This window comes from Cedecea sp. P7760, from assembly GCF_013386425.1.
In the GTDB taxonomy this organism is placed as follows: domain Bacteria; phylum Pseudomonadota; class Gammaproteobacteria; order Enterobacterales; family Enterobacteriaceae; genus Cedecea; species Cedecea selenatireducens.
The window spans coordinates 60,189-83,459 of record NZ_JACARU010000033.1 but is presented as its reverse complement, the minus strand read 5'-3'; the positions used below and the strand labels follow the sequence as shown (position 1 = coordinate 83,459).

General features: G+C 56.0%; 29 protein-coding genes. 1 reads left to right on the top strand and 28 read right to left on the bottom strand.

Annotation, left to right across the window (positions count from 1 at the left end; genetic code table 11):
- The 15 genes from pilV to mobA form a co-directional block, all read right to left on the bottom strand.
- On the bottom strand, positions 1 to 1,013 hold a 1,013-nt coding region (gene pilV, locus HX778_RS13525), incomplete at its 3' end, for a shufflon system plasmid conjugative transfer pilus tip adhesin PilV (RefSeq protein WP_176982304.1).
- A gap of 3 nt (positions 1,014 to 1,016) precedes the next feature.
- Entirely contained in the window at positions 1,017 to 1,955 is a 939-nt protein-coding gene (locus tag HX778_RS13520) for an ATPase, T2SS/T4P/T4SS family (protein ID WP_176982303.1), read from the bottom strand.
- A 43-nt stretch (positions 1,956 to 1,998) separates the two neighbouring features.
- Entirely contained in the window at positions 1,999 to 2,502 is a 504-nt protein-coding gene (locus tag HX778_RS13515; protein ID WP_176982302.1) for a type 4 pilus major pilin, read from the bottom strand.
- Between the two features lie 99 nt (positions 2,503 to 2,601).
- A complete protein-coding gene (locus HX778_RS13510; RefSeq protein WP_176982301.1) occupies positions 2,602 to 3,669 on the bottom strand; it encodes a type II secretion system F family protein in 1,068 nt (355 codons plus the stop codon).
- A complete protein-coding gene (locus HX778_RS13505) occupies positions 3,666 to 5,186 on the bottom strand; it encodes a GspE/PulE family protein (RefSeq protein ID WP_255483398.1) in 1,521 nt (506 codons plus the stop codon). Before HX778_RS13505 ends, HX778_RS13510 begins: the two co-directional genes overlap by 4 nt.
- Positions 5,187 to 5,195: 9 nt before the next feature.
- Positions 5,196 to 5,621 (bottom strand): type IV pilus biogenesis protein PilP, encoded by a 426-nt coding sequence (pilP, locus tag HX778_RS13500; RefSeq protein ID WP_176982300.1) that lies wholly within the window; start codon positions 5,619 to 5,621, stop codon positions 5,196 to 5,198.
- The gene (gene pilO2, locus HX778_RS13495; RefSeq protein WP_176982299.1) at positions 5,608 to 6,957 is read right to left on the bottom strand and encodes a type 4b pilus protein PilO2; all 1,350 of its coding nucleotides are present in this window, start codon (positions 6,955 to 6,957) and stop codon (positions 5,608 to 5,610) included. Before pilO2 ends, pilP begins: the two co-directional genes overlap by 14 nt.
- Positions 6,958 to 6,962: 5 nt before the next feature.
- Positions 6,963 to 8,672, bottom strand: a complete 1,710-nt coding sequence (locus HX778_RS13490) for a PilN family type IVB pilus formation outer membrane protein (RefSeq protein WP_176982298.1) — start codon at positions 8,670 to 8,672, stop codon at positions 6,963 to 6,965.
- 2 nt (positions 8,673 to 8,674) lie between these two features.
- A complete protein-coding gene (locus tag HX778_RS13485) occupies positions 8,675 to 9,715 on the bottom strand; it encodes a TcpQ domain-containing protein (protein WP_176982297.1) in 1,041 nt (346 codons plus the stop codon).
- 262 nt (positions 9,716 to 9,977) lie between these two features.
- Entirely contained in the window at positions 9,978 to 10,586 is a 609-nt protein-coding gene (locus HX778_RS13480; RefSeq protein ID WP_176982296.1) for a hypothetical protein, read from the bottom strand.
- A 42-nt stretch (positions 10,587 to 10,628) separates the two neighbouring features.
- Positions 10,629 to 11,012 (bottom strand): HNH endonuclease, encoded by a 384-nt coding sequence (locus HX778_RS13475; RefSeq protein ID WP_176982295.1) that lies wholly within the window; start codon positions 11,010 to 11,012, stop codon positions 10,629 to 10,631.
- Positions 11,013 to 11,746: 734 nt separating this feature from the next.
- Positions 11,747 to 11,953 (bottom strand): TraY domain-containing protein, encoded by a 207-nt coding sequence (locus HX778_RS13470; protein ID WP_176982294.1) that lies wholly within the window; start codon positions 11,951 to 11,953, stop codon positions 11,747 to 11,749.
- Between the two features lie 239 nt (positions 11,954 to 12,192).
- On the bottom strand, positions 12,193 to 12,735 hold the full coding sequence (locus HX778_RS13465; RefSeq protein WP_176982293.1) for a conjugal transfer protein: 543 nt from the start codon (positions 12,733 to 12,735) through the stop codon (positions 12,193 to 12,195).
- 110 nt (positions 12,736 to 12,845) lie between these two features.
- Positions 12,846 to 14,807, bottom strand: coding sequence for a TraI/MobA(P) family conjugative relaxase (gene traI, locus HX778_RS13460; RefSeq protein ID WP_176982292.1), 1,962 nt, complete (start codon positions 14,805 to 14,807; stop codon positions 12,846 to 12,848).
- Positions 14,807 to 15,148, bottom strand: coding sequence for a plasmid mobilization protein MobA (gene mobA, locus HX778_RS13455; protein WP_176982291.1), 342 nt, complete (start codon positions 15,146 to 15,148; stop codon positions 14,807 to 14,809). The genes traI and mobA overlap by 1 nt, the downstream gene beginning before the upstream one ends.
- A gap of 243 nt (positions 15,149 to 15,391) precedes the next feature.
- Here mobA and HX778_RS13450 point away from each other — a divergent pair, with 243 nt between their 5' ends.
- A complete protein-coding gene (locus HX778_RS13450; protein WP_176982290.1) occupies positions 15,392 to 15,715 on the top strand; it encodes a hypothetical protein in 324 nt (107 codons plus the stop codon).
- Positions 15,716 to 16,602: 887 nt separating this feature from the next.
- Here HX778_RS13450 and HX778_RS13445 read toward each other — a convergent pair.
- The 13 genes from HX778_RS13445 to psiB all read right to left on the bottom strand — a co-directional run bounded on the left by HX778_RS13445 (position 16,603) and on the right by psiB (position 23,245).
- Entirely contained in the window at positions 16,603 to 17,433 is an 831-nt protein-coding gene (locus tag HX778_RS13445; RefSeq protein WP_176982289.1) for an N-6 DNA methylase, read from the bottom strand.
- 42 nt (positions 17,434 to 17,475) lie between these two features.
- The gene (locus tag HX778_RS13440) at positions 17,476 to 17,742 is read right to left on the bottom strand and encodes a hypothetical protein (RefSeq protein WP_255483397.1); all 267 of its coding nucleotides are present in this window, start codon (positions 17,740 to 17,742) and stop codon (positions 17,476 to 17,478) included.
- An 83-nt stretch (positions 17,743 to 17,825) separates the two neighbouring features.
- Positions 17,826 to 18,179: a hypothetical protein gene (locus tag HX778_RS13435; RefSeq protein WP_176982288.1), complete on the bottom strand. Its 354-nt coding sequence runs from the start codon at positions 18,177 to 18,179 to the stop codon at positions 17,826 to 17,828.
- 55 nt (positions 18,180 to 18,234) lie between these two features.
- Entirely contained in the window at positions 18,235 to 18,453 is a 219-nt protein-coding gene (locus HX778_RS13430) for a hypothetical protein (protein ID WP_176982287.1), read from the bottom strand.
- A 707-nt stretch (positions 18,454 to 19,160) separates the two neighbouring features.
- Positions 19,161 to 19,529: a HigA family addiction module antitoxin gene (locus HX778_RS13425; RefSeq protein WP_370527393.1), complete on the bottom strand. Its 369-nt coding sequence runs from the start codon at positions 19,527 to 19,529 to the stop codon at positions 19,161 to 19,163.
- Complete coding sequence (locus HX778_RS13420) at positions 19,481 to 19,762, bottom strand: type II toxin-antitoxin system RelE/ParE family toxin (protein WP_176982313.1); 282 nt, start codon at positions 19,760 to 19,762, stop codon at positions 19,481 to 19,483. The genes HX778_RS13425 and HX778_RS13420 overlap by 49 nt, the downstream gene beginning before the upstream one ends.
- Before the next feature lie 119 nt (positions 19,763 to 19,881).
- Positions 19,882 to 20,127, bottom strand: a complete 246-nt coding sequence (locus tag HX778_RS13415) for a hypothetical protein (RefSeq protein WP_176982285.1) — start codon at positions 20,125 to 20,127, stop codon at positions 19,882 to 19,884.
- A complete protein-coding gene (locus tag HX778_RS13410; protein ID WP_176982284.1) occupies positions 20,117 to 20,461 on the bottom strand; it encodes a hypothetical protein in 345 nt (114 codons plus the stop codon). The genes HX778_RS13415 and HX778_RS13410 overlap by 11 nt, the downstream gene beginning before the upstream one ends.
- 14 nt (positions 20,462 to 20,475) lie before the next feature.
- Entirely contained in the window at positions 20,476 to 20,703 is a 228-nt protein-coding gene (locus tag HX778_RS13405; RefSeq protein ID WP_176982283.1) for a hypothetical protein, read from the bottom strand.
- A 58-nt stretch (positions 20,704 to 20,761) separates the two neighbouring features.
- Positions 20,762 to 21,145, bottom strand: a complete 384-nt coding sequence (locus tag HX778_RS13400) for a hypothetical protein (RefSeq protein WP_176982282.1) — start codon at positions 21,143 to 21,145, stop codon at positions 20,762 to 20,764.
- Positions 21,146 to 21,860: 715 nt separating this feature from the next.
- Positions 21,861 to 22,094 carry a hypothetical protein gene (locus HX778_RS13395; protein ID WP_176982281.1) on the bottom strand — a complete coding sequence of 78 codons (234 nt, stop codon included), beginning with the start codon at positions 22,092 to 22,094 and terminating at the stop codon, positions 21,861 to 21,863.
- The gene (locus HX778_RS13390; protein ID WP_176982280.1) at positions 22,095 to 22,820 is read right to left on the bottom strand and encodes a plasmid SOS inhibition protein A; all 726 of its coding nucleotides are present in this window, start codon (positions 22,818 to 22,820) and stop codon (positions 22,095 to 22,097) included.
- Entirely contained in the window at positions 22,817 to 23,245 is a 429-nt protein-coding gene (gene psiB, locus HX778_RS13385; RefSeq protein WP_176982279.1) for a conjugation system SOS inhibitor PsiB, read from the bottom strand. Before psiB ends, HX778_RS13390 begins: the two co-directional genes overlap by 4 nt.
- Between the last annotated feature and the right edge of the window lie 26 nt (positions 23,246 to 23,271).

Sequence of the window (23,271 nt, the reverse complement as noted above, 5' to 3'; positions counted from 1 at the left end):
ACACCGGATTGACAGGAAAGTATGGCTCCAGTGTTGTCGCGGCTTATAGCGCCCCAAGTGTCACAGAATGTGCCAGCTGTATTTACTTGCTGAAGCTTCACTATCCCACCAATAACTGCATCATGCGCACTGCGAAGCGTTCCGTTAGCCAGGACATCGTTATTTGCCGTGATATTACCCGCCGCCGCAATGTTGCTGCTGGAAGTGATATTACCCGCTGCCGCAATATTGCTGCTGGAAGTAATACTACCGTTCGCATTAATAGTCCCGTTTGACTGGATACTCTGCGTGGCAGTCAGTCGCGCTGTATTGACGTCGGCCGACGCATTTAGCGTCTGCGTTCCGACTGTTTTTGCGTTGCTGATGTCGTTACTACCCATGTTCAGAGTTGTGCCCATGGTGTTGAGCTCGGGGTGCCCCGCCACGCTGTGACGGTACAAATAGTCATTGGCTATCGCACCGTTAGAGTAAAAGCCAGCAATCACCACGCTGCCATCACCCGGGTTATAGCCCCCAAACGCGGACAGATTTTCCTCCCAGCTCCCGAGAGCCCCCTTCGCCACGCCGCTCTCGATATAGCCGCCCGTCGGCCCGATGTGGTTTGCGAGCTTACGGGCATCGCTGAGCGACAGCGTCGAGCCGCCGGTAAGGAACGTCATGGTGTGAAACTTATTCGTCGACGGCTGAAAAATCAGCGTCCGATAGGTGGCTGTATAGGCGTTAGTCGGCGAGTAACCGGTTGGCAAATAGCCCGCAGTGATAAGCATCGGTACCGTCAGCGTGTAGGCTGCTGAGGCGCTGCTGTTAGCCGCAATGATCGCCTGCTGGTCGGCGATATAACGGTTTACCGCTTTCTGCACCGTGTTGGCCTGTCCGGCCGCTACGTTCATGCGGTATTCATCTGCTGCCCACAGCGTGAGGGGAATCAGCAGCGAAACGATAATAACGGCGATGACTCCGTAGGCCACCGTTGCATCGGTGATTTGCGCAACACCCCGTTTCATACTGCTCATGGTCTAATCCTTAAAGTCATAGTTGATGGAGTTGAACTGGTCGTCAAAGTTGAACTGGCCCGACGTGATTTTGGCGCGGATGGTGTCGGCAGTGGTGGCATGCCGCAGGTTGAAGCCGGTAATGTCCACCTGACGCTGATTGTTTGCGGGATTTACCCGCATCTTCTGGTGCGCCAGCACGTACAGCGTGCTGGCAATGTTGGCCTTCGCGGATGGGCTGATTTCTTCACAGAACATCACGTAGCGCTCTAGCGCCTCCCGGATGGAGGCCCCATGGATGGTCGACACCACGAACATGCTCAGGGAAGCCTTGAGCACTTCATGCGCCGTGGCACCGTCACGGATTTCACCCAGAAGAAACGCCGAGGCACCCATGCGGTAGGCCTTGCGCGTAGCGCTGGCGTACCCTTCACTTTCACCGACCTCCAGTTGGATGCAGCGGCCATCACCGTGACGTCCCTGTAGCAGCGTTTCCGCAGGGTCCTCAATCGACACACCGAGGTTGCCCGTAACCGCGATACGGTGACTCAAAATGGCGGCGGCTGAGGTTGTCTTACCCGCTCCCATTTCACCGGCAATCAATATCAGCCCCGTCGCGCCGGGAAGCTCTACGGAGCGACGCAGCGGCGTGCTGAACGGGATCTCGGCAAAGTCCGGCAGGACAGCAGGCGTCTGGCGCAGCACCAGACCTGTGCGCCCCAGCAGGTCGCGGGACACAGTCGCGCGATAAAGACGCCCGTCATGAAAGCAGGAAAACTCGTTGCGCCCGCTTTCTTTATGCCGTCGCTCACAGAGCGCGCGCAGCGCATGAACGTCAGCAGCAAGCGGGTCTGGTACGGGGATAAGCAGACGTGTGGCGCCCACCATCCCTTTAATTTCGGCGTAGTCTTCACCGAGGTAGAGATCGATAAAATCAGTCTCGCTGAGCGCGGTGGCGGTCATAGTCTGTCCGGATAAGAGCCGCCGAAAGACGGCGGCGGTGAAGTTAAGACTTGGTGGTGAACGTCAGGGTATTGTCACCATCCACACAGGCGGTGGCGGCGTTGGCCGCGGTCACCTCAGCGGTGAAGGTAGTGTTGTTGATTTTTGTAGACGCGAGGTCGGCGGTGCCGATGCTGCGCGCGACCTTCACGCAGTCACGTTGCGGCAAGCCGGCGTCGGTCACGATAAAGCCCACGCCGTTGCCCTTCACCGTTACCTGACCGCCAGATTTGTTGTAAATCAGGTTGTTGGTAATGGTATAGCTTTTGGAAATGCTCCCGCCCTTAACCAGCGCGGGCACGTAGTCGTCTGTGCCGTAGCCGCTGGATGAGCGCAGGTTGCGCGTTTCGTTCATCACCGTGGTGACGAGCGTAACCTCGCTTGTGCTGTTCACGTAGAAATAGGCCAGCGCGCCGGCGGCAACCACCAGGCTGATAACCACGATCATGATGCCCAGCGAACTGATGGAGTCAGTAATGTTCGCAATACCCTTTTTTAACTTCTTCATTTCATCACCTTTGAGGAGACACACGGAAAGAAGCCGCGCGGCGACAGGCCGGGCGGCTGACTGGATAAACATGGAGTGTCGAAGCGGACGAATTTCCGCCTAGTTAAAGAAAAACGCCTTCTGGATCAGGCTGAACATGATGAGCATCAGCGAGGCTACCAGTACCCCGCACAGCAGCAGGCTGACGATGCGCAGACGATCGCCGGTGCGCTCAACGCTGCTCACAGTGCGCTCAAGCCAGGTGGCCGCGAAGCGCTTCAGCGACCCTTCGCTGTTCCGGGTCTCAAACAAGCTCTGTAGCTTGACGATGGCCCGCTCGTCGGGAAACTCGTAGTCCGTGGCGTCCAGTGCCACACCGAGGTTCTTTTCACCAGAGGAGATAGCCAGCTCCAGCGCGTCAAGACGCTCGTAAAGCCAGGCCGAACGGGTGGACGCCTTCATGGTGGCTACAGCGCGCTCCATCGGTATCCCGGCCGCGTCCATGGCGTTGACGTTCATGATGAACGCCGCGCCATGAATGCGGCGGTAAATGGACCACGGCGGGAAGCGGTCCAGGAAGAAGCGCAGACGTCCGGTCAGCCGGGGCAGCGACCACACGACCAGCGAAACCATCCCGGCGAACAGCAGCAGCAGCGCCCACCACCAGTCTGAGAGCAGCAGGTAAAAGTAGTAAACTGCCGTCTGCAGGCCGTTCCACTGGCTGAGCGGCACCGCCTGAATAATCACCGGCACCAGCATCATGCAGAACATGACTACCACGCCCACGGTCAGCATCGTCAGGTAGGCCGTCACGGCCACGGTAGACTTCACCGTGCCGCTGATTCGCCCGGTGCCGCTGGCGATATCCATTGCGTTAACGAAGCCGTCCGCTGGGCGCCCGGCCAGGTCACAGGACTCGATGATGCTGAGCTCCTGATCCGGTATCCACTCGCGCAGCGAATCCGCCAAGCCAAAACCGGCGCCGAGGTTCTCCGCACACTCGGTCAGTATCTGCGCCACGGCATCGCCGGGTTTCTTCCCACGTCGGCTGTAGTTGTCGATAAGCTTCTGGTAGGCCTCTTTAGCGCCACGGCCGTCCAGCAGGTACTGACGGAAATCGTCATAGATTTCGATACGGTCTTGCGCGCTGAAGGTCGCCTTATATATCGCGCGTGCCAGTCTGTTCACAGGTCACCCCCCGCGGTCAGCCGGGTGTCCCGGTCAAGATTGATGATGCGGCGGTGTGCCCATACCGGATCCGTGACGCCACTGTTAATCAGCCGAAGCAGGTTCTGACACAGGGTTACACCGCCGCGCTCAATCCAGTCGAGATAGGCCGCCATCTTGCCCTGACTGCTGTAGAGCCTCATGAAGCGGTTATCCGTTTCAATGACTTCGAAAATACCGGTCCGTCCGTGGATCCCTGTATTTCCACAACACGTACAGCCACCGGGTTTGCGCAGAAATACGCCCTGGACCTGAGCGTGGGTCTCCACCATATCCTGCATGACCGGGCTGACACTGACGCGTCCTTCGTGCCAGGGAATGCGGCAGTGCATGCACAGTAACGGTACCAGCCGTAGGCCGACCAGGCATGAAATGATGGTCGGGTCGAACAGCAGGTCTTCGTCGACCCCAAAGCGCCGCAGGCGCTGCGGTATATCCGCCGGTGAGTTGGTGTGAATGGTGGTCAGGACGGGGGCGCCAGTTTGAATAGCCTCAACGACGCCGTTGGCGGTATCTGCATCGCGCACCTCACCGAGGTAAATGCGATCAGGGTCCATACGCAGCAGGTTTTTAATGGCTTCCGCAAAGGTCTGCAGCCCAAGCGGCGTCTGAAACACCCCCTCAATCGGAGACTCAATCGGGTCTTCCACGGACATGATGTTTTCGCCCGGATCTTCGCGCGCCAGAAACTCAGCGGAAACCTGACACACCGTGGACTTGCCGTGACCGGTCGGCCCGCTGAAGAAGATCCCGCCTGAGCTGCTAAGCGCACGCCGGAGCATGATTTCTTCCGCAGGCGTCAGCCCCAGCTGTTCAAAGTGCAGGCTCTGCTTACGGCGGCTCACCAGGCGCAGTGCTACAGCCAGCCGCCCCTGCCCGCCCGGACGGCTGGCAAAGCGGATGGTACTTAGGCCGGAGCCGTTCACGAACTCCTCGCGCGCGCGCGCGTCGCAGGGTTCAGTGAAACTCAGCGTGGTTTTGCTGTGCTCCTCGCACATGGAGTTGTACAGCGCGTTCACCAGTCGGGTGCCCCACTCCGCAGACTCGGTGCGCATCTTGAGCAGGTTGCCGTCAATGCGGTAGAGCACACGCGTATACTTGTGCTCAATGCGGATGTGGATATCCGATCCGCGCATCTTCGTGGCTTCCGCTATTAGCGCCAAGTTTAAATTTTGAAAGTCGCTGGTTCCTTCAAAACTATCATCTCTACCGTCGCTAAACTGCTGCGATATCTTCTCAAGATCCTCGCGGTTACACCAGGTCACACCTAATATATGCCCCTGGCTGCGCAGGTGCTCGCGCAGCTCAAAGAATTCGGTGCTGGCGTCCAGCTCGTTCAGTACATACAGGCAGTGAGACTGGCTCTTATCGTCGCGGATAAAGCGGACGCTTTCGCGGATAGCCGTAGAAAAGGGTCGCCCTCCTGGAGGCGGCGCAAGCGGCAACAGGGTATGGGTTTTTTCACTCAGGTTCATCATGGCGCCACCTCAGTTCAAGGTAAATGCACGCCCGTCCATCGCGCGCTTGATGACCACTCCGCGCATCGAAACGGACACCACCGTATAGCCACCGCTGACGCTGTCGCCCGGGCGCACCTGCGTGCTGCTGCCGTCCGCAAAGCTCAACGTGGCCACCGTTCCCGCCACCTTTTCAAGCACTGGTAACGTGCTGGCCGGTGCGGCCTCTGTCACCGCACCTGAAAGGCCGCCAGGCACCGCGGTGGTGGCGACCGGTACGGCAACGGTATCAGCCTGCCCCGCTGCCATTTTTGCCTTGTTGTAGGCGGCCTGCGCGTCGTAAAACACGCGGCCGCTCTGCAGGCGATCAAGATCGCCCACCGTTTTGACATCGGTTCCCGCGTGCGCAAAGCCGCAGACCAGCAGCATCAGCGCTGCGTAGTTAACGTTTTCCATAGAGCGATCCTGAGATTTTGTAACGGGTGGAACCGTCGGAGGTGTTTATGCCCACGGTGATCTGTGAGAGGCGAATGCCGGTAAAGCCGGCGCCGGAAAAGATGTCTCGCGGCGGGACGTCTGTTTCGGCAGAGTACTGATACTCCTGCCAATCCTGCAGCGGCAGCTCTTCACCCTCACTGTTCTGCTTAACGTCCTTAATTGGTACCGCCGAGACGGCCAGGTCGATGTTCATCGCCTGGAAGCGAGAGATGAAATGGATCAGTCTATCCTCGACCGGTACCATCGGGTCATCCCCCTCAGGCTTCTGAGTCTGAGGCAATGAAAACGAAGCCTGACTGCTGTCGGTAAAGCTGAACACCGGCGTAACGCCAAACAGACTTTTTACCTTGGCCACATATGCTTCCGTTGTTGCCGCTGAGTTAGTTCGCCGAATGGACTGTACGCTGACGTCTCCCTGAGAACAAACCACCGTGACAGTCATCCAGCCCTCAATGGAAAGTGGCACGCGGTCCAGTATGCGCTGGCACTGCCCGACAAACGAGCCCACAGAAGGCTGCTCCGTCCACGGGTGTCGGAAACTGTCCAGCACAGCCTTATAGCGAGCCTGTTTGTTCAGTTCGGCCTGACGGGCCATTTCGCGCTGTAGTGCAACGCGAGCAGCGGCTTCCCGCTCACCCTCAACGTGCAGCCAGAAGGCCAGCCCCGCCAGCGCTAACGCAGTCACAATCGCGGCCACCATCAGTTGCCCCCGAGTCATGCCCCACGTCAGTGGTCGCAGTCGAAAATCCTTGCTCAACTGCTTCGGCGCCAGCACCGCTTCAAGCTCAAGCGGCGCGGTCACGCCAGCGATTACAGGATCACCGTACACAGGAACCTCTAAGTCCCCCTTGCTGCCGCGCAGCTCGCCGCGCAGGTCAATGATCTTCTGGCGAAGGAGGTCTGCGGGGTAGACCTTATCGGACCATGGGTGAATGCCGCCGCGCTCTGTCTTGCCGACTAACGTGTACTGCATGGCGCCGTCCGGCCCTTCGCCCAGCGGCACCACGGCAATGCAGCACCCCTCAAGCAGCGAGGCCAGAGCCACGGTCAGCGAAAAAGTGCCGCGCAATTTGAGCCGGGTTTTAGGCGCGAAACCGGCCTGAATACTGTCGCTACGCCGCACAGCCACCAGGTCCAGGCCCTGCTCCTTACCGACGCGGCGTATCTCCTTCATGGGATTACGTTGTGCGCGAATGGTCTGCCAGGTAAGACCGATCACGAAACGGCGCTGGTTGATGGTCATCACGCGAATATCGCCGGGGTCCTGCGCGAGCGTCTTCCTGATTATCTTCATGGCAGTTACCTGATGTAAGGCGTGACAGTAATGACGAAGGACTGGCGGGTCTGGGCGCCCGAGCGCTGACCGCCAGTTATCTGATTATCCGGTGACAGCTGGCCCTGACGATTTGAGGTCGCTACGTTCTGCTCCAGACCGCTGATGACCACCGTCTGCCCGGGTTTCAGCCACACGCGCTGCGGAACGGAGCGGGAGTCCACCTCTGGTGCCTCCAGCTTCTCGGTGTCCGAACTGATTTGTCGCAGTTGGATGAGGCTGGAGATGTTCAGGAACATGTTCAGCATCATGCGGTCGCCGCCGTCGAGGATTTTCGGGAAGATGGTGATATTGGTCCCGGTGGTCACCGAGCCTGGCGTCAGTGTCTGCGACGGCAACGTGGTGCTGCCCGTGGAATATACCGTCGTAGAAACGCTCTTGAGATAGGCTATCTGACGCCCCACTACTACAGACGCGGAGGCCATGTTTGTGGTCATCAGCGGGATAGTACGCACGTCCGCCACCTTTGCCTGCTTCGAGAGCGCGTCAAACAGGAACGAGGAACCGGCAAACTGCCGCGCGGCGCCGGTAGCCGTATCCAGCACCGAGAAGCTTATCGAGCCCGCATCCGTCACGGTGCCGGACGGCCCTGCCAGGTTAATACCGTATTTGCCGGCCAACGTCTTGTAGATGACGTTCCAGTCGATGCCAACCGCATCGCTCGTTTCGGTGTTGACGGTGTAAATCACTACCTTGAGATTAACCTGCCGGCTCAGCGCTTTGTTCTCAGAGGTCAGATATTCCCCGACGCGGCGCACCACCTCCGGCACATCGGTAATAACCACGGTGCCCGTGGTCTTGTTCATATCGAGGCGCCCCACGCCCGGCGTCAGCATGCTCTCCGCTGTGGATTTCAGGTCGTCATACAGGTTGTTACCCATGGCGACGTCGGACTTCAGGCTCGTGCCGCTTTCGCCGGATACGCCGCCGCTTGAGCTCGAGCCTGAGCTGCCGGAACCCGTGCCCCCGTCTGAGCTGCTGCTATTGGACACGCCGCTGACCACCGAGCCGGTGAGCGCATATTTGGCGTCAGAAGGCTCGATGTCAAAGCGCGCTGTCTGCAGGTAGAAGAACGTGACCATCCCGTCCTCGTACTTCCACGATATACCCAGCCGCGCAGTCACGATATCCAGCAGCCCCCCGAGGTTACCGGTATAGGTGACGCCCGAGAACGTTCGCGAGGTGCCGGCCGACGGTGCTGAAGTGCTGACTGTGGTACCGGTACCGAACGAATCCAGCGGGCGCATGTTGCCGTCGGCCGGCAGTGCGGGCGACGGCACGCTGGCCAGACGCTGTGTCGGCGAGCCGCTCTGGCCAACACCGCCACCCAGAGCAGCTGCCGCGTCAGGTGTGACGCGTGTGCGGATGTGGCAGACCGTCGCAATGTCCTGGCTGAACTGCCAAATGTCCTGCGGTTTGACGGCCCGGTAAGGCATATTGCAGTTCACCACCTCACGGGGCGCGTCGTATTTTGCAACCGGCAGCGGTACGGGGCTCACGTACTGGCTGTTCTGAAACTGCACCACCGGGCGGTTTTCCGCGGCCTGGCGAATGAGCGAGGATGCCTCATCAGCAGTGCTCCCGGCTGACCGCTGGACCTCATTTATGCGCTGCAGGGCGCACCCTTGCAGCAGCGTGCTGCAGATGAGCACGGCGAGCGTGGATTTTCTTAGCATGATTATTCCTGTCGCGAAGGCGGAGTAGATGGATTAGGGGGAACGTCGCTGATGACGACAAGGCACTGCTGACGGTAACCGCTGACAAACAACGGCACTTGCGCACGGTGCCAGAGGTTAAACAGCTGTGCCGTCGCATCCTCAAAGCTTGCCGCATGGAACGTCAGGGTGTAATCGATCGGGTAGTTGGTGCCCGTATCCCACCGTACAGTCCATTTCGGCTTATCGGATGCACAGGCTTCCTGCGATACCCACTGCTCGTAGCCCTGGCGGAGCGTGGTCCCCCGCTCAATCGTCCAGATGCGCACTGCGGGCTGTGGCTTGAGCACTGCCCTGACAGGCGCGCTGGTCTGGCTGACTGCTGCAGGCACTGCCTGATTTCCGCGGAAGGGGTTACGGCCGGTGGTGGGTAACGGTGAGGCTTTCACCGCGACCGCTGCCTTAGTGGGCCCCCCCGGCGGCACTGGAGGCGAAACAGCTATAGCAGAATGAGCTGTCTGCGCGAGTTGTGCCGGCTCTACCTTCACGGTGTGAGTCTTTTCATTGACCGTGGCCTTCAGGCCACGCGCGGCCAGCATCTTGTCAGTGACGTACTGCCAGCGGTCGTTGCCCGTCCAGCGCCACAGCTCTGGGGTGTCTGCGAAGACCGCCTTATCAAACACCACGGTTTGCCCGGACGGGACGATTTTTTGCAGAGCTTCGCGCAGCGTGGGAGCCGCACCGGCCTGCCGGATAAAGCCGTCGGCCGGTCCGGTACCCGGCGCGGAGGCCGTAGGTGAAGACACCGGTTTAACCGTAAGCGCTGAAGCACCAGGGATGCCCGGTGCCAGAGGTTTGACAGGTTTCGCTACAGGCGAGACCGGACGCTGAGCCGAGGGCCCGGTCTGGTGCACCCGGTACTGCATGGCGCTGATGTCGGCCGCGCTGCGCGTGAGCATACTGTCTACCACGCTCCCGGAAGGCGGCCCGGTGTAAACCGTCTGCTGCGCGCAGCCGGTCAGCAGCAGGACCGGAATCAGCCCTGCCCGTTCGGTAAATGACATAGAAAGAACTCCGGATAACTCAGGGCTGCACCGTATCTACCGTGGCCGTTGCCGGACCGGAAAAAAGTGCTGGAAGGCAGGGGAAGTCTGCCGGTCTGAAGGGGTGTTGTGACGCCGGAGGCACCTGACAAGGTGACCAAAGCGTGCGCTGTCCGTAGGTTCGCCACAACGAAAAACGCACTGACCGGTCAGGGTAAGTGCGCTTTGCGTTGCAGGGATAAAATCAAATACCATCAGGGCGGGAGGGCACCCGCCCTGACTGTTAAACCGGATTCTTTGTCGTAATAAGCCAGACAACATAACCTTCTCTGACCTTTTGCAGGCTCAGCAACGCGTCACCCTCCTTAATCGAAAAAGAACCTTTACTGAAGACCGCGGCCCCATGGATAAAACCTCCGACCGGCACATCTGAGTTTAACTCGAAGCGGATGAGGTCCGGCGCGTCAGTGGTCAGCGCTACAGGCAACAGTACGGCACTGAATTTACCCTCGCCTCCGCTTACATTCACCGGCAGAGCTTGACCTGTTGTCGTAATGCCATGGGTATATAATACCAACTCAACACGTCCTGACTTTCGAAGTCGTTTTAGTATTTCAGTCGGCTGATCCTCTTTTAAAATCGCCTGCATATTGACAGTAGCTTTTCCCTCAGTGGAAGCCGGAGTCATTCCTGATAATTTTGCGACGTCAAACCCAGCATCAGGCGTGAATTTCCACACTTTAACGCTAATGTCGACACAGGAGGTACATAACTGTCCGGCCGCCGGTGTTGCATGGGGCCCCTTGCTGTCGGATGAAGAGCAGGAAGCAATAAGCAGCGGGGAAATAAACGCCAGGCAAAGCCATGCGCTGCGCAAAAATGAACGGTTCACAAAGTGTATCCTTCAGATAAATTAAAATGACACAATTTGCCGTCAGGCGGCGGAAGCGGGGTTGTGAGGTGTGGCTAAATTCGGAGAAAACGTGACCGCTGGAGATGACTCGCAACGTTCAAACCAGAAAACTATCGGAGAGACTTTGACGCGACAAAGTCCGAACCGCAGAGCGGTACGAAAATTAACGCTGTGACGCTGGGCGCGCTCAACCTGTTGAGACAGCAACTCGCGAAAGGCTTCCGGCGAGGCACTTCCTTTGGTGGAACGGCATTCCGTGCACACGGCCACAATGCCGCCCTTTACATAATCTTCTCCAATAAATTCAGCATGCCATTCTCTGGAAGGCAGTTTACTACCGCAGAAGGCGCAGCACCCCCTGAACTGCTCACGCAGCGCTTCTCGTTTTCGTTTTGAAAGATTCATGTTAACCCCTGGTTATTTCCTGAATACGTCCCGCATCACTCAGATGCCTGTCATGTAATATCAGTCAGCATGAACAACGCCGGGCTGACCCACTCACAAGGAGTGGGTCAGCACAGACTGCTCTGTGTCATATTTGCGTATGCGGCGTACTACGTTAGGGAAACCCGTTCGCGCCTTCATTGACTGAAGGGTTAATCATCACCAGATACAGGGGGCCCGACGGATCGCCCCGGGGCCTGTAGTGGCTACGTCGAACTGATTCGCAGGGAGAAAAATAAGAAACTCGTTAACAACCCATTTGCTGCTGCGTGCATACGCAGAGTTAATACACTCCGGAAACTGAATATCCGGAAACCGGCACCGCGAATCCCGCAGGTGACTCCAGAACAAGATGTATCGAACTAATTCGCAGGGATATGAACGTAATACCCACAATTCCGACTTCGAATTGTGCCCGTCAGTGAAATAAGTGACCTGAAATGCATGCCTCAGTCGCTTATAACCTGCCCCGTATTTCTGCGGGTTCCCCTGATGTGACTCTGGCCATGACATAGCCTCCGGACATCTTCCGCGCACCGTTTAAGCATGCCGGCAAGAGAGGACCTTGAGATCAGGGTTTCGGGCACATTGTTAAAGAGCTGAGGCCGTTTTCGGGCAAAAAGAAGCCCTGCGCGAATGCGCATAACTCATAAAAAATGAACGCCGGCAATTAATGTGCTGGCTCAGATAATCTTTTAGTTTTTGCTGCCGGTTCCGGCAGGAAAACGTTGCCCTGGAGTGGCAATCGATTCGAACAAATTAAGATGGTCTTCTAAACGAAAAAGCGCTTCTGTCACCTTTGAGCGACCGGAATTCTTGGCTGATGCAGAAAGCTTTTCATTTAGTTCTGTAGACATGTACAGCATGATTGCGATGCCTTTATGGTTTTTTGGGGCTGCCATGTCAACTCCATGTATGCGTTATGTAAGCATTAAGTAAGTGACCGCTATTAAATAGGATTTATCCTGAATTTGAAACTACCGTTGACAGGTAGCAGTTACACACAGCAAAGAACTCAATAGTTAAAAATCATTTAATATCATTATGATACATACTTTCATCATATCAGCACCCCCCTTACAGGGGTGCTGTAGATACTAAATATATCGATATAAAAGCTAATATTTCGTGGTTTTGATGATCAACACGAAACTAAAGCCAAATTAACAAGGAGCTTGCTAAAGATTAAAACTCGAAGGGCATTTAAAGAATAGACCTGTAGTTTATTGAGGGCTGCACCCAGAATGATCATAATTTCGTCTGCAGTTGATTCAAGTTTTTCAGCTGTAGTATGCGCTGTTAGTCCATTAACAAAATAAAATACGCACTTAGCTTGATAAAACGAGAGCTCTGGCACGAGTGTGATGAAATGGTCTAATTCGGATAGGTTAGAATTAGACAGTGCAAAGCTATTCTTTCCCAAGCAAGAGGAATTTGTATTACAGTTCAAAACCACCCTGCTTAGAAAAATCAACCGTAATGATTGAAGATTATTTATATCTAAACGCCTGCGGGCAGCTTCTAACGATTTCTTGATTGTTTCGGGAGATACCCCCCGCAATTCACCTGATTCTTTGTAAGTAGCCCCAGCTGAATACAAGCAAGTATCGGTGATTTGCAGTTGAGTTAGTTCTGGAAAAAGCTTGCACAATTTTGAATATACAATAGGATCCACGGCAGCCATAGCAGCCTCCTAGTCAGGTTGTTAAGGTTAGCTGGTTGTACAGGCCTTCAACCCTGTGCAATCAGCGACTAAATACTTCAGTTTGGCTTATGTCTCTCTTTTAATTCTCCTCATGGTCGTGGTATCTCTCTGTTAACTGACCGTAAATCTTCCTCGTCCCTGAATTGAGGTTCAGCCAGTTTCAGTTCTTGTTGTACATTTTGGTTGCGCAGGCTTTCTTCCGTAGCGTGTACGCTGGCCATCAGTTTCGGGTCGCTAACTTTAAATACGTGGCCGTCATGTTTAGTCATGTTCCTGACCACCCCGGAATACAGCACCCTGTTTACAGCTTTTTGATCTCCCGTCAGCATCGTACGATCGCCGCTACGCCACGCAGTCAGCTCAGCAGCCAGGTCGTTATTGTAACGGTCGGACTTGCCGTCAGGCGCAGGGTAAATCTCAACTCTGTCACCAAAGTCAGTAACAGCTGGCTTCCCGTCACGAAGATAACTCACCGTTCCATCGCGAAGCAGGCGTGTCTCATGCTCGCTTGATTTGAATGTTGGTACGTTGTCACCTGGACCGTAATGAATAACGGCATTCGGCTCCGGCCAGGCATTTTTCTGCTGCCGTGCAGCTCGTTTCTCACGGTAAGCCCAGCCGCGCATCTGACTGAGCGCAGCGGCGTCTCCCCTCCCTGCTTCGAGCTCAACCCATGACTTCCAGCTCAGCGGTCGACTGGCGCCCGCTTCCCTCAGCACCTGACGTTCCTCACGCAGCTGCAGGCGGAGTTCAGCCATCGCCTTCATCTTTTCAAACTCGGCTACGCGGTACATCAGCTTACGCATCAATGGATCTCTGACGGTATCACGCACTCTGGCCTTAACCACCACGCAGTGTGACGCAATCTGGCGGAACCGCTCACCCACGCGCAGGTCAGGCTTCTCCCAACCGTTTCGGTAGGCATCATAGCGAGCCCGTAGAATGTCACGCGCAATGGCACGGGCTTCGCGGCGTTCACGACGCGCTTCCTGATCGCGAACGTGCAGTTGCGGCATGTAACAGGTCTGCATGTGAAGCATGCCGTCTTCAGGACGGTCAGGATCATAAACCGGCGGCGCAGGCTGATATGAGCCATGCTCTCTGACCATTCTGGCGAGGCTGATATCAGGATGTACGTCTGAGGCTTTTACGCTCGCGCCTTCAGGGTTCAAGAGGTCATAAACGGCCAGACCACCGTTTTGCTCGCGCAGTCCAAGTCCACGTGTATAGAGAATGTTGTGCAGTCGATCCCAGCCAAATTTTTTCTGCTCAATCGCGTCAGATAATATCTGACGGGTTTCACGGACGGCATACCCGTGGAGGCTTTCTTTGTCTGAGAAGATTTCACGCTTAGTAGCGCCGCGCGGAGCAGAAGGCATATCGCGACGGGTACGGTGAAGTTCACCATATTCATTCATCTGCCAGCTACCGTTATCCACCTTGAAACCAAAATCACGCTCAAGCACACGGCAGCATTTCTGCAGTGTGTCTGCGTCGTTCCACATGTTCTGCGCGGCAAACGTTTTAGGATGGACGCGGTTAGCCGACACGTGACAGTGAATGTTGTCCGTGTCACGGTGGATAGCTGCAACATACTGGTGTTCTTCCATACCCAGCTGTTTAAGGCTGTAGCGCACGGAGCTGAACACCGCTTCCGGTGATGGGTCTTCATCGCCCTGCCAGGACAGAATAAAGTGATACACCGCATCTTTACAGTGTCGGTTCTGCGAAGCAGTTAGGTTCATTTCTGACGCAGCGGTATCCAGTGAAAAGCAGTTGGTTTCACACAGCACTTCACCGGAGAGAACGCGTTGAATTCCCTCGGGTGAAATGCTGATAATTTCTGTGGAAGGAGATGTGCGTTTACGTCCAACGTAATCAACCAACTGACCAAATCCCGGCGTAGCGACGTACTCAGCACCGGGGCTATGGACTGCTTCTTGCGTCACAGCTTCATCCGGTTTTTTATCCTCACGCGTGCTCACGTAGTTGACCAGCTTCCTGAAGCTGGTTTTCTTATCGCGACGCTTTGGCGGGATGATCACGTTCATCAGGACTTAATGTCCTCGACGGGAACCGGCGTCATATCCAGGGCGTTAATAGCATTCTTGATGCTGATGAGTACCTCAGAAAATTGCTTGCTTAACTCGGTCGTCATGTTCTGCTGCATCTGGGTGTACAGGTGCTTTTGTAGACCACCCAGACGAAGTAGTTCATTCATCATGCGGATATCGGTACGTACCGTAATGCGACGGTTGAGAGCAGCACGACGAATATACTCAGACGTCGTTAAGCCGGCAGCCACTGCCTTCATATTGATAGTCTCAAACTCCGCATCGTTGCAACGACATTTAACCAATTTTTCTCTCTGACGCTTTTCACTTTTCGACATAACTCAACCTTGGCACATAACCCGGGTCTCGGGGCGGAGCCCTGAGCAGGTCGTTTTGGGAATCACTGCCAGCGTGCTGGCGGTGGTCACAAAACATTTCCTGTCCCGTCTTTTAAATCACTGATGCTATTTTGCCACTTAGGTGGTTAGAAGTAAACCAGAGTCATGCGAAGTGATCGGGGTGGAAATGGTGGTGAAAATCTAGCAAAATCGTGTCTTTACCATTGCGAAGGAAAAAATGACATGGCGGTACGTAGTGTTTTTACACAGGAGCAGTTAGATGAGGCACGTATAAAGCTTGAAAATCTTCCAGATTTGACACCCCAGCGCATCTCGCGTGAGGGTGCTCTGGAAAATTTGAAAGACAGTATTTTGGTTTTGGCAAAAGAAAAAGGGTACACAGTTGCGGATATCAAGTCGGTGCTCGATGGAATGGAGTTTCGCTTCAGTGAGAAATCAATTTCAGCAGTGATAAACGGGGAATCTGGAAGGAAAAAGCGTCAGTCTCGTAAGACTGATTCGGAGAAGGAAAAAAACATTCAAAAAAATAACCAGCCAGGGTCATGAAAATTACCGGCAGGCCACTTGCTATCCTGCCGGAATTAGTTTTTGCAAATTCTGGACAATAACCCCTTCAATTAAATCAGCATCAGAATAGACCATCGATGTACAACACTCATCCGACAAACATCTGACAATGTGACAGAAGTCATCAGACAATCCCGCCATTCTAAGTTCCTCTATCGCATCCTTACTGGCTGACAAGCGGATCAAAAATCCAAATCGCGTCGGATGGATACAGTGATACGCCTCATCTTCACCGCTCAGCAAAAGAGCCACGACGAAGTAAGGGCATAAAGGAACGACGACTGAAAGTTTACAGCGCCTGGTGAAAAGTTTCTGGCGGCGCATATTTCACCCATTTCTGGACGAACTGGCGGTGCTGCGACCGGCCATCCGCGTAAAGGTTGGCCGGAGTGCTGGGAAGCGTCAGAATGAAGTTTCAGCCCGAATTACGGGCTGCCCTTAAAGGCCCGGAGTTTTTTTGCCGGGACGGTGAAAGCGACGGTGAATCCGGCAGCAGTTGTTGACCTGGACGTCAGCCATCAGACCTTAGCGATAGCCCGAAACCCGCGCTTTGCGGGGTTCGGCGGAGGCTGGCTGCTGCAACTCAGCGGCCTTGCCGGAGTGGGGCTCGACGACCCGACCGGAACGGGCGGGGAGCCGAAGGGGCCAGCTGCCCTGTCGTTATTCTTTTTCTTGTTTTCCGTAGAGAGAGAAAGAAAAGTCATCACTGCAGGAATGAAATCGCCCGCTGGAGCCGCCAGTATCCGCACCATCCGGCGCGGAGAATACCGGGAGGCGCGCCAGCGCTTCCCGTATCTGTCCCGGAGGGGCGCGGTAGTGAAAGGGGGTTACTCGGGAGGGCAGGAGATCCCCCTTCCCCGATCTGCTTACGCGGCTTTCTGCATCAAATTCATAAACTCGCGCATGGCATTAATGCGCCGCTGGGTAGCCAGCTTCCCCTCAAAATCATTGAGGTAGTACACTGGCGTATAGCGAACCCGGCTGAATGCCAGGGTAAGAGAGTTTCCTGTAACGACCTCGGCGGCGATCCCCAGGAGGGAAAGCTGAATGAAAGCCATATCGGCGGCTATGGGGTCGATATCAATGCAGCTTCCGTACATGTGTACAGACGGATTAAACCCGTCCTCGAGCAGGCATTCCGCATAGGCGACCAACATCCCCGCCGCACCGCTTGCCGGGTCACTGATCGTGCAGAACCCTTCCCGCCGGATGGTGTCCTTGACACCAGGCATCAACATCCGCGCCATCAGGGATTGCACAGAGTACGGCGTGAAGTATTGCCCCATATCGCCGGAACCCAGCTCAAGCTCCATAAAGATCGCCCCCAGGAAATCGTGAAACTTTGCCTCCAGCGCCATCACCATCAATCCAAAAAGCGAATGCAGATTCTGAATATCGGCGGCATCATAGCGGGCGCAAATTTTGCGGCTGCGCTCGATGTTTTCCGCCGTTCTTACCCGCGCCAGGTCAAGCTCGCTGGCGGCAAGTGTAATAAAATCGCTGAACACGTCCCAGCGGCGCAAGTGGCGCGCTGTACGCTGGAATACGCTCACGAACTGCTTCCGCGCCGTGTCGATGTTCATCATCCGGTGCGACGAAGTCGCGGGATGTTTGGTTGATATGGCCAGCGCGGGAACCTCTGGCTTTTTTGTATCTTTTACGCTGTTAAAAAAATCGGCAAAGCTGAGTTGAGACATAGTTTTGTTCCTCTGGCCGCCCCCTCCGGGGCGGCCATGCTGTCAGTTAATACCGCGGCTCACTTCCAGGGCGCGAAGAAAATCGCCCCACTCACTCCCGCGCATTGCAGGAACGCGAACAGAACGCCCCTTTTTGCTGCAATGGAGAATGTGACGCACTCGGGAACGTAAGCGCGGGTTGATCTCCTGCGCCGGAGTATCCGCATGATTAACGCGCCCCTGCTTCCGGCGCGGCATCGTTTCGATGCCGGAGGACTGGACAGACGGCCTGACAGGTGTAACAATTGATGCTTCGCTAATGTGGTTCATAGTGGTTCCTTTTAGTGAGTGCCGGATTAGTCGTTTGGTCGCGTGTAATCCGGCGGGATTGAGCAGGGGAAACCCTGCTTTTTTCATTTCTGGTCCTGGGTAAACAGATCAGGATTGGCCTCTTTCACCTTCGCCACAATCGCGGCATGGTTCAGGTTGCTGTAATCGCACAAGCTGAAATAACGGCAGCCGATTCGGGCAAAAATCTCCGTCACATCCTCACAAATCATGTCCAGCATGAACGTTTCGCTGTCCTGCTGTTGGTCACAGCGCCAGTTGCGCGGCTGCATCATTCCGGCTGCTTCATGAAAAGCCGTCACGGTAATTTCAACGGCTGCGGTGATAAAAGACGGTTCGCGGGATAACCAGTAAGCCCGCTCAGCCTCTGCGGTCACGTTCATATCCAGGGCAACAGCCTCTTGTGCGTTGTGGTACATGTTTTCTCCTTTGGTTGTGGTGACTGGCGGCCCGATTGCCGCCAGTTTATAGGGGTTACTGAACGCCCAGACGGCGGAACATATCCGCGATGATGTTCCGGCGGGTATATGACGCCCCCGCATCTTTCAGGTCTGCCAGGACGTTGTAGGCATAGCTGAACCCTGCCCCGCCCTGAGCCATCAGCTTTGCTGTTTTAGGCTCCGGGACGGTTTTTCCCCATCTTTCGGTAGATTCTTGAGCGGCGGTTTTGACGTTGACGTTCTGTGTGTGCATCCTGGTTTTCTCCTTCTCGATGGTTAATCCATCTCTCGGTGAGTTCTCTCGCGGCGAAGGGCAAAGTAGCACCGGCAGTGAGCGAACAAAGGGAGCCCCCGCAGGCCGCAGCGCAAGCGAGCCACGGCGAGTGCGAACGGGTGAGGAGGCAGCAACGCGGCCCTTTGAGAAGCGAGTCGACTGTGCTACGACCAGCCCTCCGCGGGAGACTTACCGGGTGATGGCCATCCCGAAAGAACAGGATGCACACACCCGACACGGCTACGGCCGTGGCGCCCTCAGAGCGGCGGCATCGCCGGCGCGGTGATGCTGCTGGCCCACGGCCAGCTGCGGCCCTTGACCTGGCCGTCAGCCATCAGACCCTAGCGATAGCCCGAAACCCGCGCCTTTGCGGGGTTCGGCGGAGGCTGGCTGCTGCAACGCAGCGGCCTTGCCGCAGTGGGGCTCGACGACCCGACCGGAACGGGCGGGGAGCCGAAGGGGGCCAGCTGTCTTGTCTTTGTTTTGATTGAAATGAAGATGAGGAGGATCGGGAACAGCAGGATGAAGAGAAAGACGCAGAAGAAACACTGAAAGAAAGGGGAGAGACACACTCTGCTCAACCAGCTGCAGGTGGCCAGAACGAATAATGGCGCCGCAGGCGCCATCATCTCGTTTGCTTTGGCCGTTTGCCGCCCACAACGCCAGGGCAGCAACGGCGATTGTCCTCAGTGCTTTTCAGCAAACGAGGGAGCGGCATCTTCACGGATGCCCGGGTACAGCGTAACCCCGGAAACATCCGTAGTTTCACGCGCCTTGTGCAGATCACAAGCTGACTGCATCGACAGCCAGAGTCTGGCCGATATACCCAAGCCAGCTTCGAGACGAACAGCCATTTCTGGGCTGACAGACGTTTTTCCGGCGGCCACCTTAGAGAGCGCTGCCGCAGAAACACCTAATTCTTTTGCCAGCATCCGCAGACTGACCTTGTTATCTTCCAGATACTCATTGATGAGGCCGCCTGGATGCGGGGGATTAAACATAGCCATCAGTGATAGTCCTCCAGGTTGAGGATATAAGCATCCCCGTCGGTAAATTCGAATGTAATGCGCCAGTTTGCCCTGACGGTGATGGAATACAGGTTTTTTCTGTCTCCTTTCAGGGGATGGAAACGGAAACCCGGATAGTTACGAAACTCATCCGTGGACGTTGCTTCATCAAGAACCAGCAACCGGAGCTTGATGCGTTCGGCATCCTGAGCCTGAACACCGCTGATATCCCCTTTTTCAAAGAGCTTCTGCAGCCCTTTATGCTTCCAGCTTTTTATCACATCAGTCTCCTGTTTCCCGTTGAGAAACATTATAGCAAAGTGTTTCCCCAAGAGAAACACCTTGCTCGTATTATTTGGTATCGACAGCACCAGAACGGTGTTCGTCACTTCCCTGCCTTTCAGGTTTCGTGCGAGTGGAATCCATCCTCCCACGCTGCCAGCAGTACCGGTTCGTCCGCAAACATACAGGGTGGCGTTTGCTTCGCGGCACAACTGTCCAGGAAACCAGAGAAATATGCACTCTCCAGAACATCTGCCATTTCCAGTTCCGCTTTATTGCTGTCAATAACCCGCATCACTTTTGCCTTTGCAAACTGCATGCGAATATCCAGGCCGCGCAGCTGCGGCAGTGCGCTACTCGTCATCAGAATCGGCCTCATCCATTTCGGCATGCATCTCAGCGCTGGCCATGATACCGGTGAAAAGGTTCTGCTCAGGCGTGATGAGTCCGGTTTGTCTGCAAAGGTGGAACATATCGGCCATGAAATCGACAAGGACGGTTTCCACGGATTCGCCATCCTGCGACAGCCCGGTACGTTCGGCAAAGCGCCAGAGCGCATCTGCCGCCAGTGCTGCCCGGTCGTTGTTGTCACTGATATGGACAATGCCGACCTGATCATTCATACGCCCTGCGATGGCAGAGAGTTCACGGGATGGGGCGTCGATAAAATTCGCATAGTGCATTTTTTCAGTATTCATTCGCTGAGGTTCCTTTAAACTTCGGTCGAGCCAATCCACTGCCCACTGAGCCAGGCTTCAGCCCCTTCTCTTGCTTCCACGGGCTGAACAGCGGTCAGGCTGGCGTGTGTCCACCCCTGTTCTGGCGCGTCAATTTTCAGCAGAACAGTCCCTGCCAGGTCGCGAATCTCCAGCGCGCCGCGCTTAATTGCGGTCAAAATATCGGGTTCCCCCGGTCGCTGGTCGGTAATGTATGTGATCATATCTCTGCCCTGTGTTACCTGGTTAAGAGCCTGCCTGGTGAGAGGCAGGCCACACTAATTAATCTTCTGCCCGGATCATCGCCATCAGTTCGTCGCACGCGTCTTTGGCCTTTTGCTCTTCGGCCAGGGTCAGGGTTATCCCGCGTAAGGATGCAGCACCGATAAATACCGGGCGGTCTTTGAGGGGCAATTCACACAGGTAATCCAGCGCCAGCCCCAACAAACGCGCGTCATAGATTTCGTAATGCAGGCCACATCCTGCATTAGCCTGTTTTTCCATCCGCTGAATCAGACTGTCGGCACGAACAACATCGAAAGGGTTGCGCGAGTGAATATTACGCACAAAGCCATCGGTCCGAAGGGATGAGCGCTTTTCGCCCTGCCCCCATGTTTTGGGAGATTTTGGCGTGGCGGTTTTGACGTTGACGTTTTGTGTGTGCATGGCAGTTCTCCTGTTCTGTGGTTACTCATGTTTCGGTCGATTCAGTCGCGGCGAAGGGCAAAGTAGCACCGGCAGTGAGCGAACAAAGGGAGCCCCCGCAGGCCGCAGCGCAAGCGAGCCACGGGCGAGTGCGAACGGGTGAGGAGGCAGCAAAGCGGCCCTTTGAGAAGCGAGTCGACTGTGCTACGACCAGCCCTCCGCGCCTGAATCTACCGGAACGTAACCTCCGTACTGGCAGCGTCATGCACACACCCGACACGGCGAAACGCCGGGGCGTCCTAAGAGCGGCGGCATCGCCGGCGCGGTGATGCTGCTGGCCCACGGCCAGCTGCGGCCCTTGACCTGGACGTCAGCCATCAGACCCTAGCGATAGCCCGAAACCCGCGCCTTTGCGGGGTTCGGCGGAGGCTGGCTGCTGCAACGCAGCGGCCTTGCCGCAGTGGGGCTCGACGACCCGACCGGAACGGGCGGGGAGCCGAAGGGGGCCAGCTGTCACGTCTTTGTGTTTATTTTCCCGGGGAAGCGACAGGAGAATCCCCGCCGGTGCAGGGAAAAAACAGGCGTCAGAAAGAGGAAAAAACAACACTGCAGAGACCTGACAAGGATGAAGCCGGGCGGCGCGTCAGCGCAGCAAAGCTTTGCCCTGAAGGGCGTGGACGTTGATGAGATGCCAGAAAGAAAAACCGCCCCGGAGGGCGGCGCTCAACAAGGAAGCTTAATCTTTGGGATCGCCTATCCCGTCCTTCCACTCCTTAATCTGCTCATCCATCACCTTAAGCTGTGGCTCTACAGCTTCAACCAGTAAGTTAAAGTCACATTCCAGTCCAGCATGCCAGTCCCCCCACTCTTCAGCCATTCTGTTGAGAGATGCAATCATGGTCTGTAGTCTGCGGTACTGGCTACGTGCCAGATTCAGTTCATCCCTGTAAGGGTTAGGTTTTCTGCTCATCTATGCGGCCTTGTGCGTCAGTTTATTCGGTACCATCCAGCGTGCCAGCGCCCGTTCCGCCGGGGAGGCTTTTTTAGCCTCATCGTTCACAGCCATCATCAGCGCCCAGAGCGGCTCATTCTGCCATTGCCAGCGCTCTATCTCGGCCAGTTCCGGGAAGCGCCCACTCCACTCAAAGAACATGGACTCCAGGTCGTACTCGCTGACCTCAGCCTGTGTCCAGCGTGAACTCCAGCTGCTCACCGTGTCCGGGGTCTGGAAAGCCAGATCAATTTTGGCCTGCCCTACCCGCGCCAGGTACCGCATTTCATGATGGCTCTCTTCCTTCTCTGCCTGACGGGAATAGCGGCTGCTCTTCAGTTCTGCGCGTTTCTGTAACCTGTCCTGCGCGCTGAAATACACTTCAGGGAATACTCGCCGGGCATCGTTCATCCCCAGCGGCAGATAGCAGACGTTCCCCTGGCTTGAAATCAGCGTATCGATGGCGCTGGCCCAGCGCTCCTTGTTCCCCCGTAGATTCTCGTCGGATATCGCCCCGGCAAAGAAGTTAATTTCTTTCCGGGTGATACGCTTACTCCCCATGAGGTGACGGAAGAATGCGCGGGCATAGGGATAATCGGCCTGCGCCCGCCCCTGTTCGTGTCGCTTCTCCACATCCAGAATCGCAAACATCGCGGCGCGTCGTGCATCGTTTTTGGGTACCAGAGCCATGTGCTTCGGGATCATGCGGATGCCTCCGTGATGAGGATCGCCGCCGTACCGGGCAGACTGTAATCGAGGCACCGGCACCGGTCAGCCAGGCTGAGCACCTTGTTTATTTTTTCCGGCCAGAACGCACCGAGCGTCTTAACGATCCGGATGTAACTGCCGTTCGGAGAGGCCAGCACGATGAGCCATTCCGGGTTAAGTTCGCCGGGGCTGCACAGGCACAGGTGGTAATGCTCATCCGGCGGCGTGAAGCGGCACTGCACGGGGAACATCCCGCCGAATTCGCCCCGGTATTCGCCGTTGACGTGCCAGTTTTCAGGCACGTTCAGGCAGGAAATCACGGCGCTGGTCAGCGCATGGCGGTACGCCTCGCCGGAGGCGCGGATATCTTCAAATTCGGACGGCAGCATGGTTTTCAGGTTTTCAGGGGTATGCGTCATCATGGGTATCTCCTTATCGCCGCCCTTGC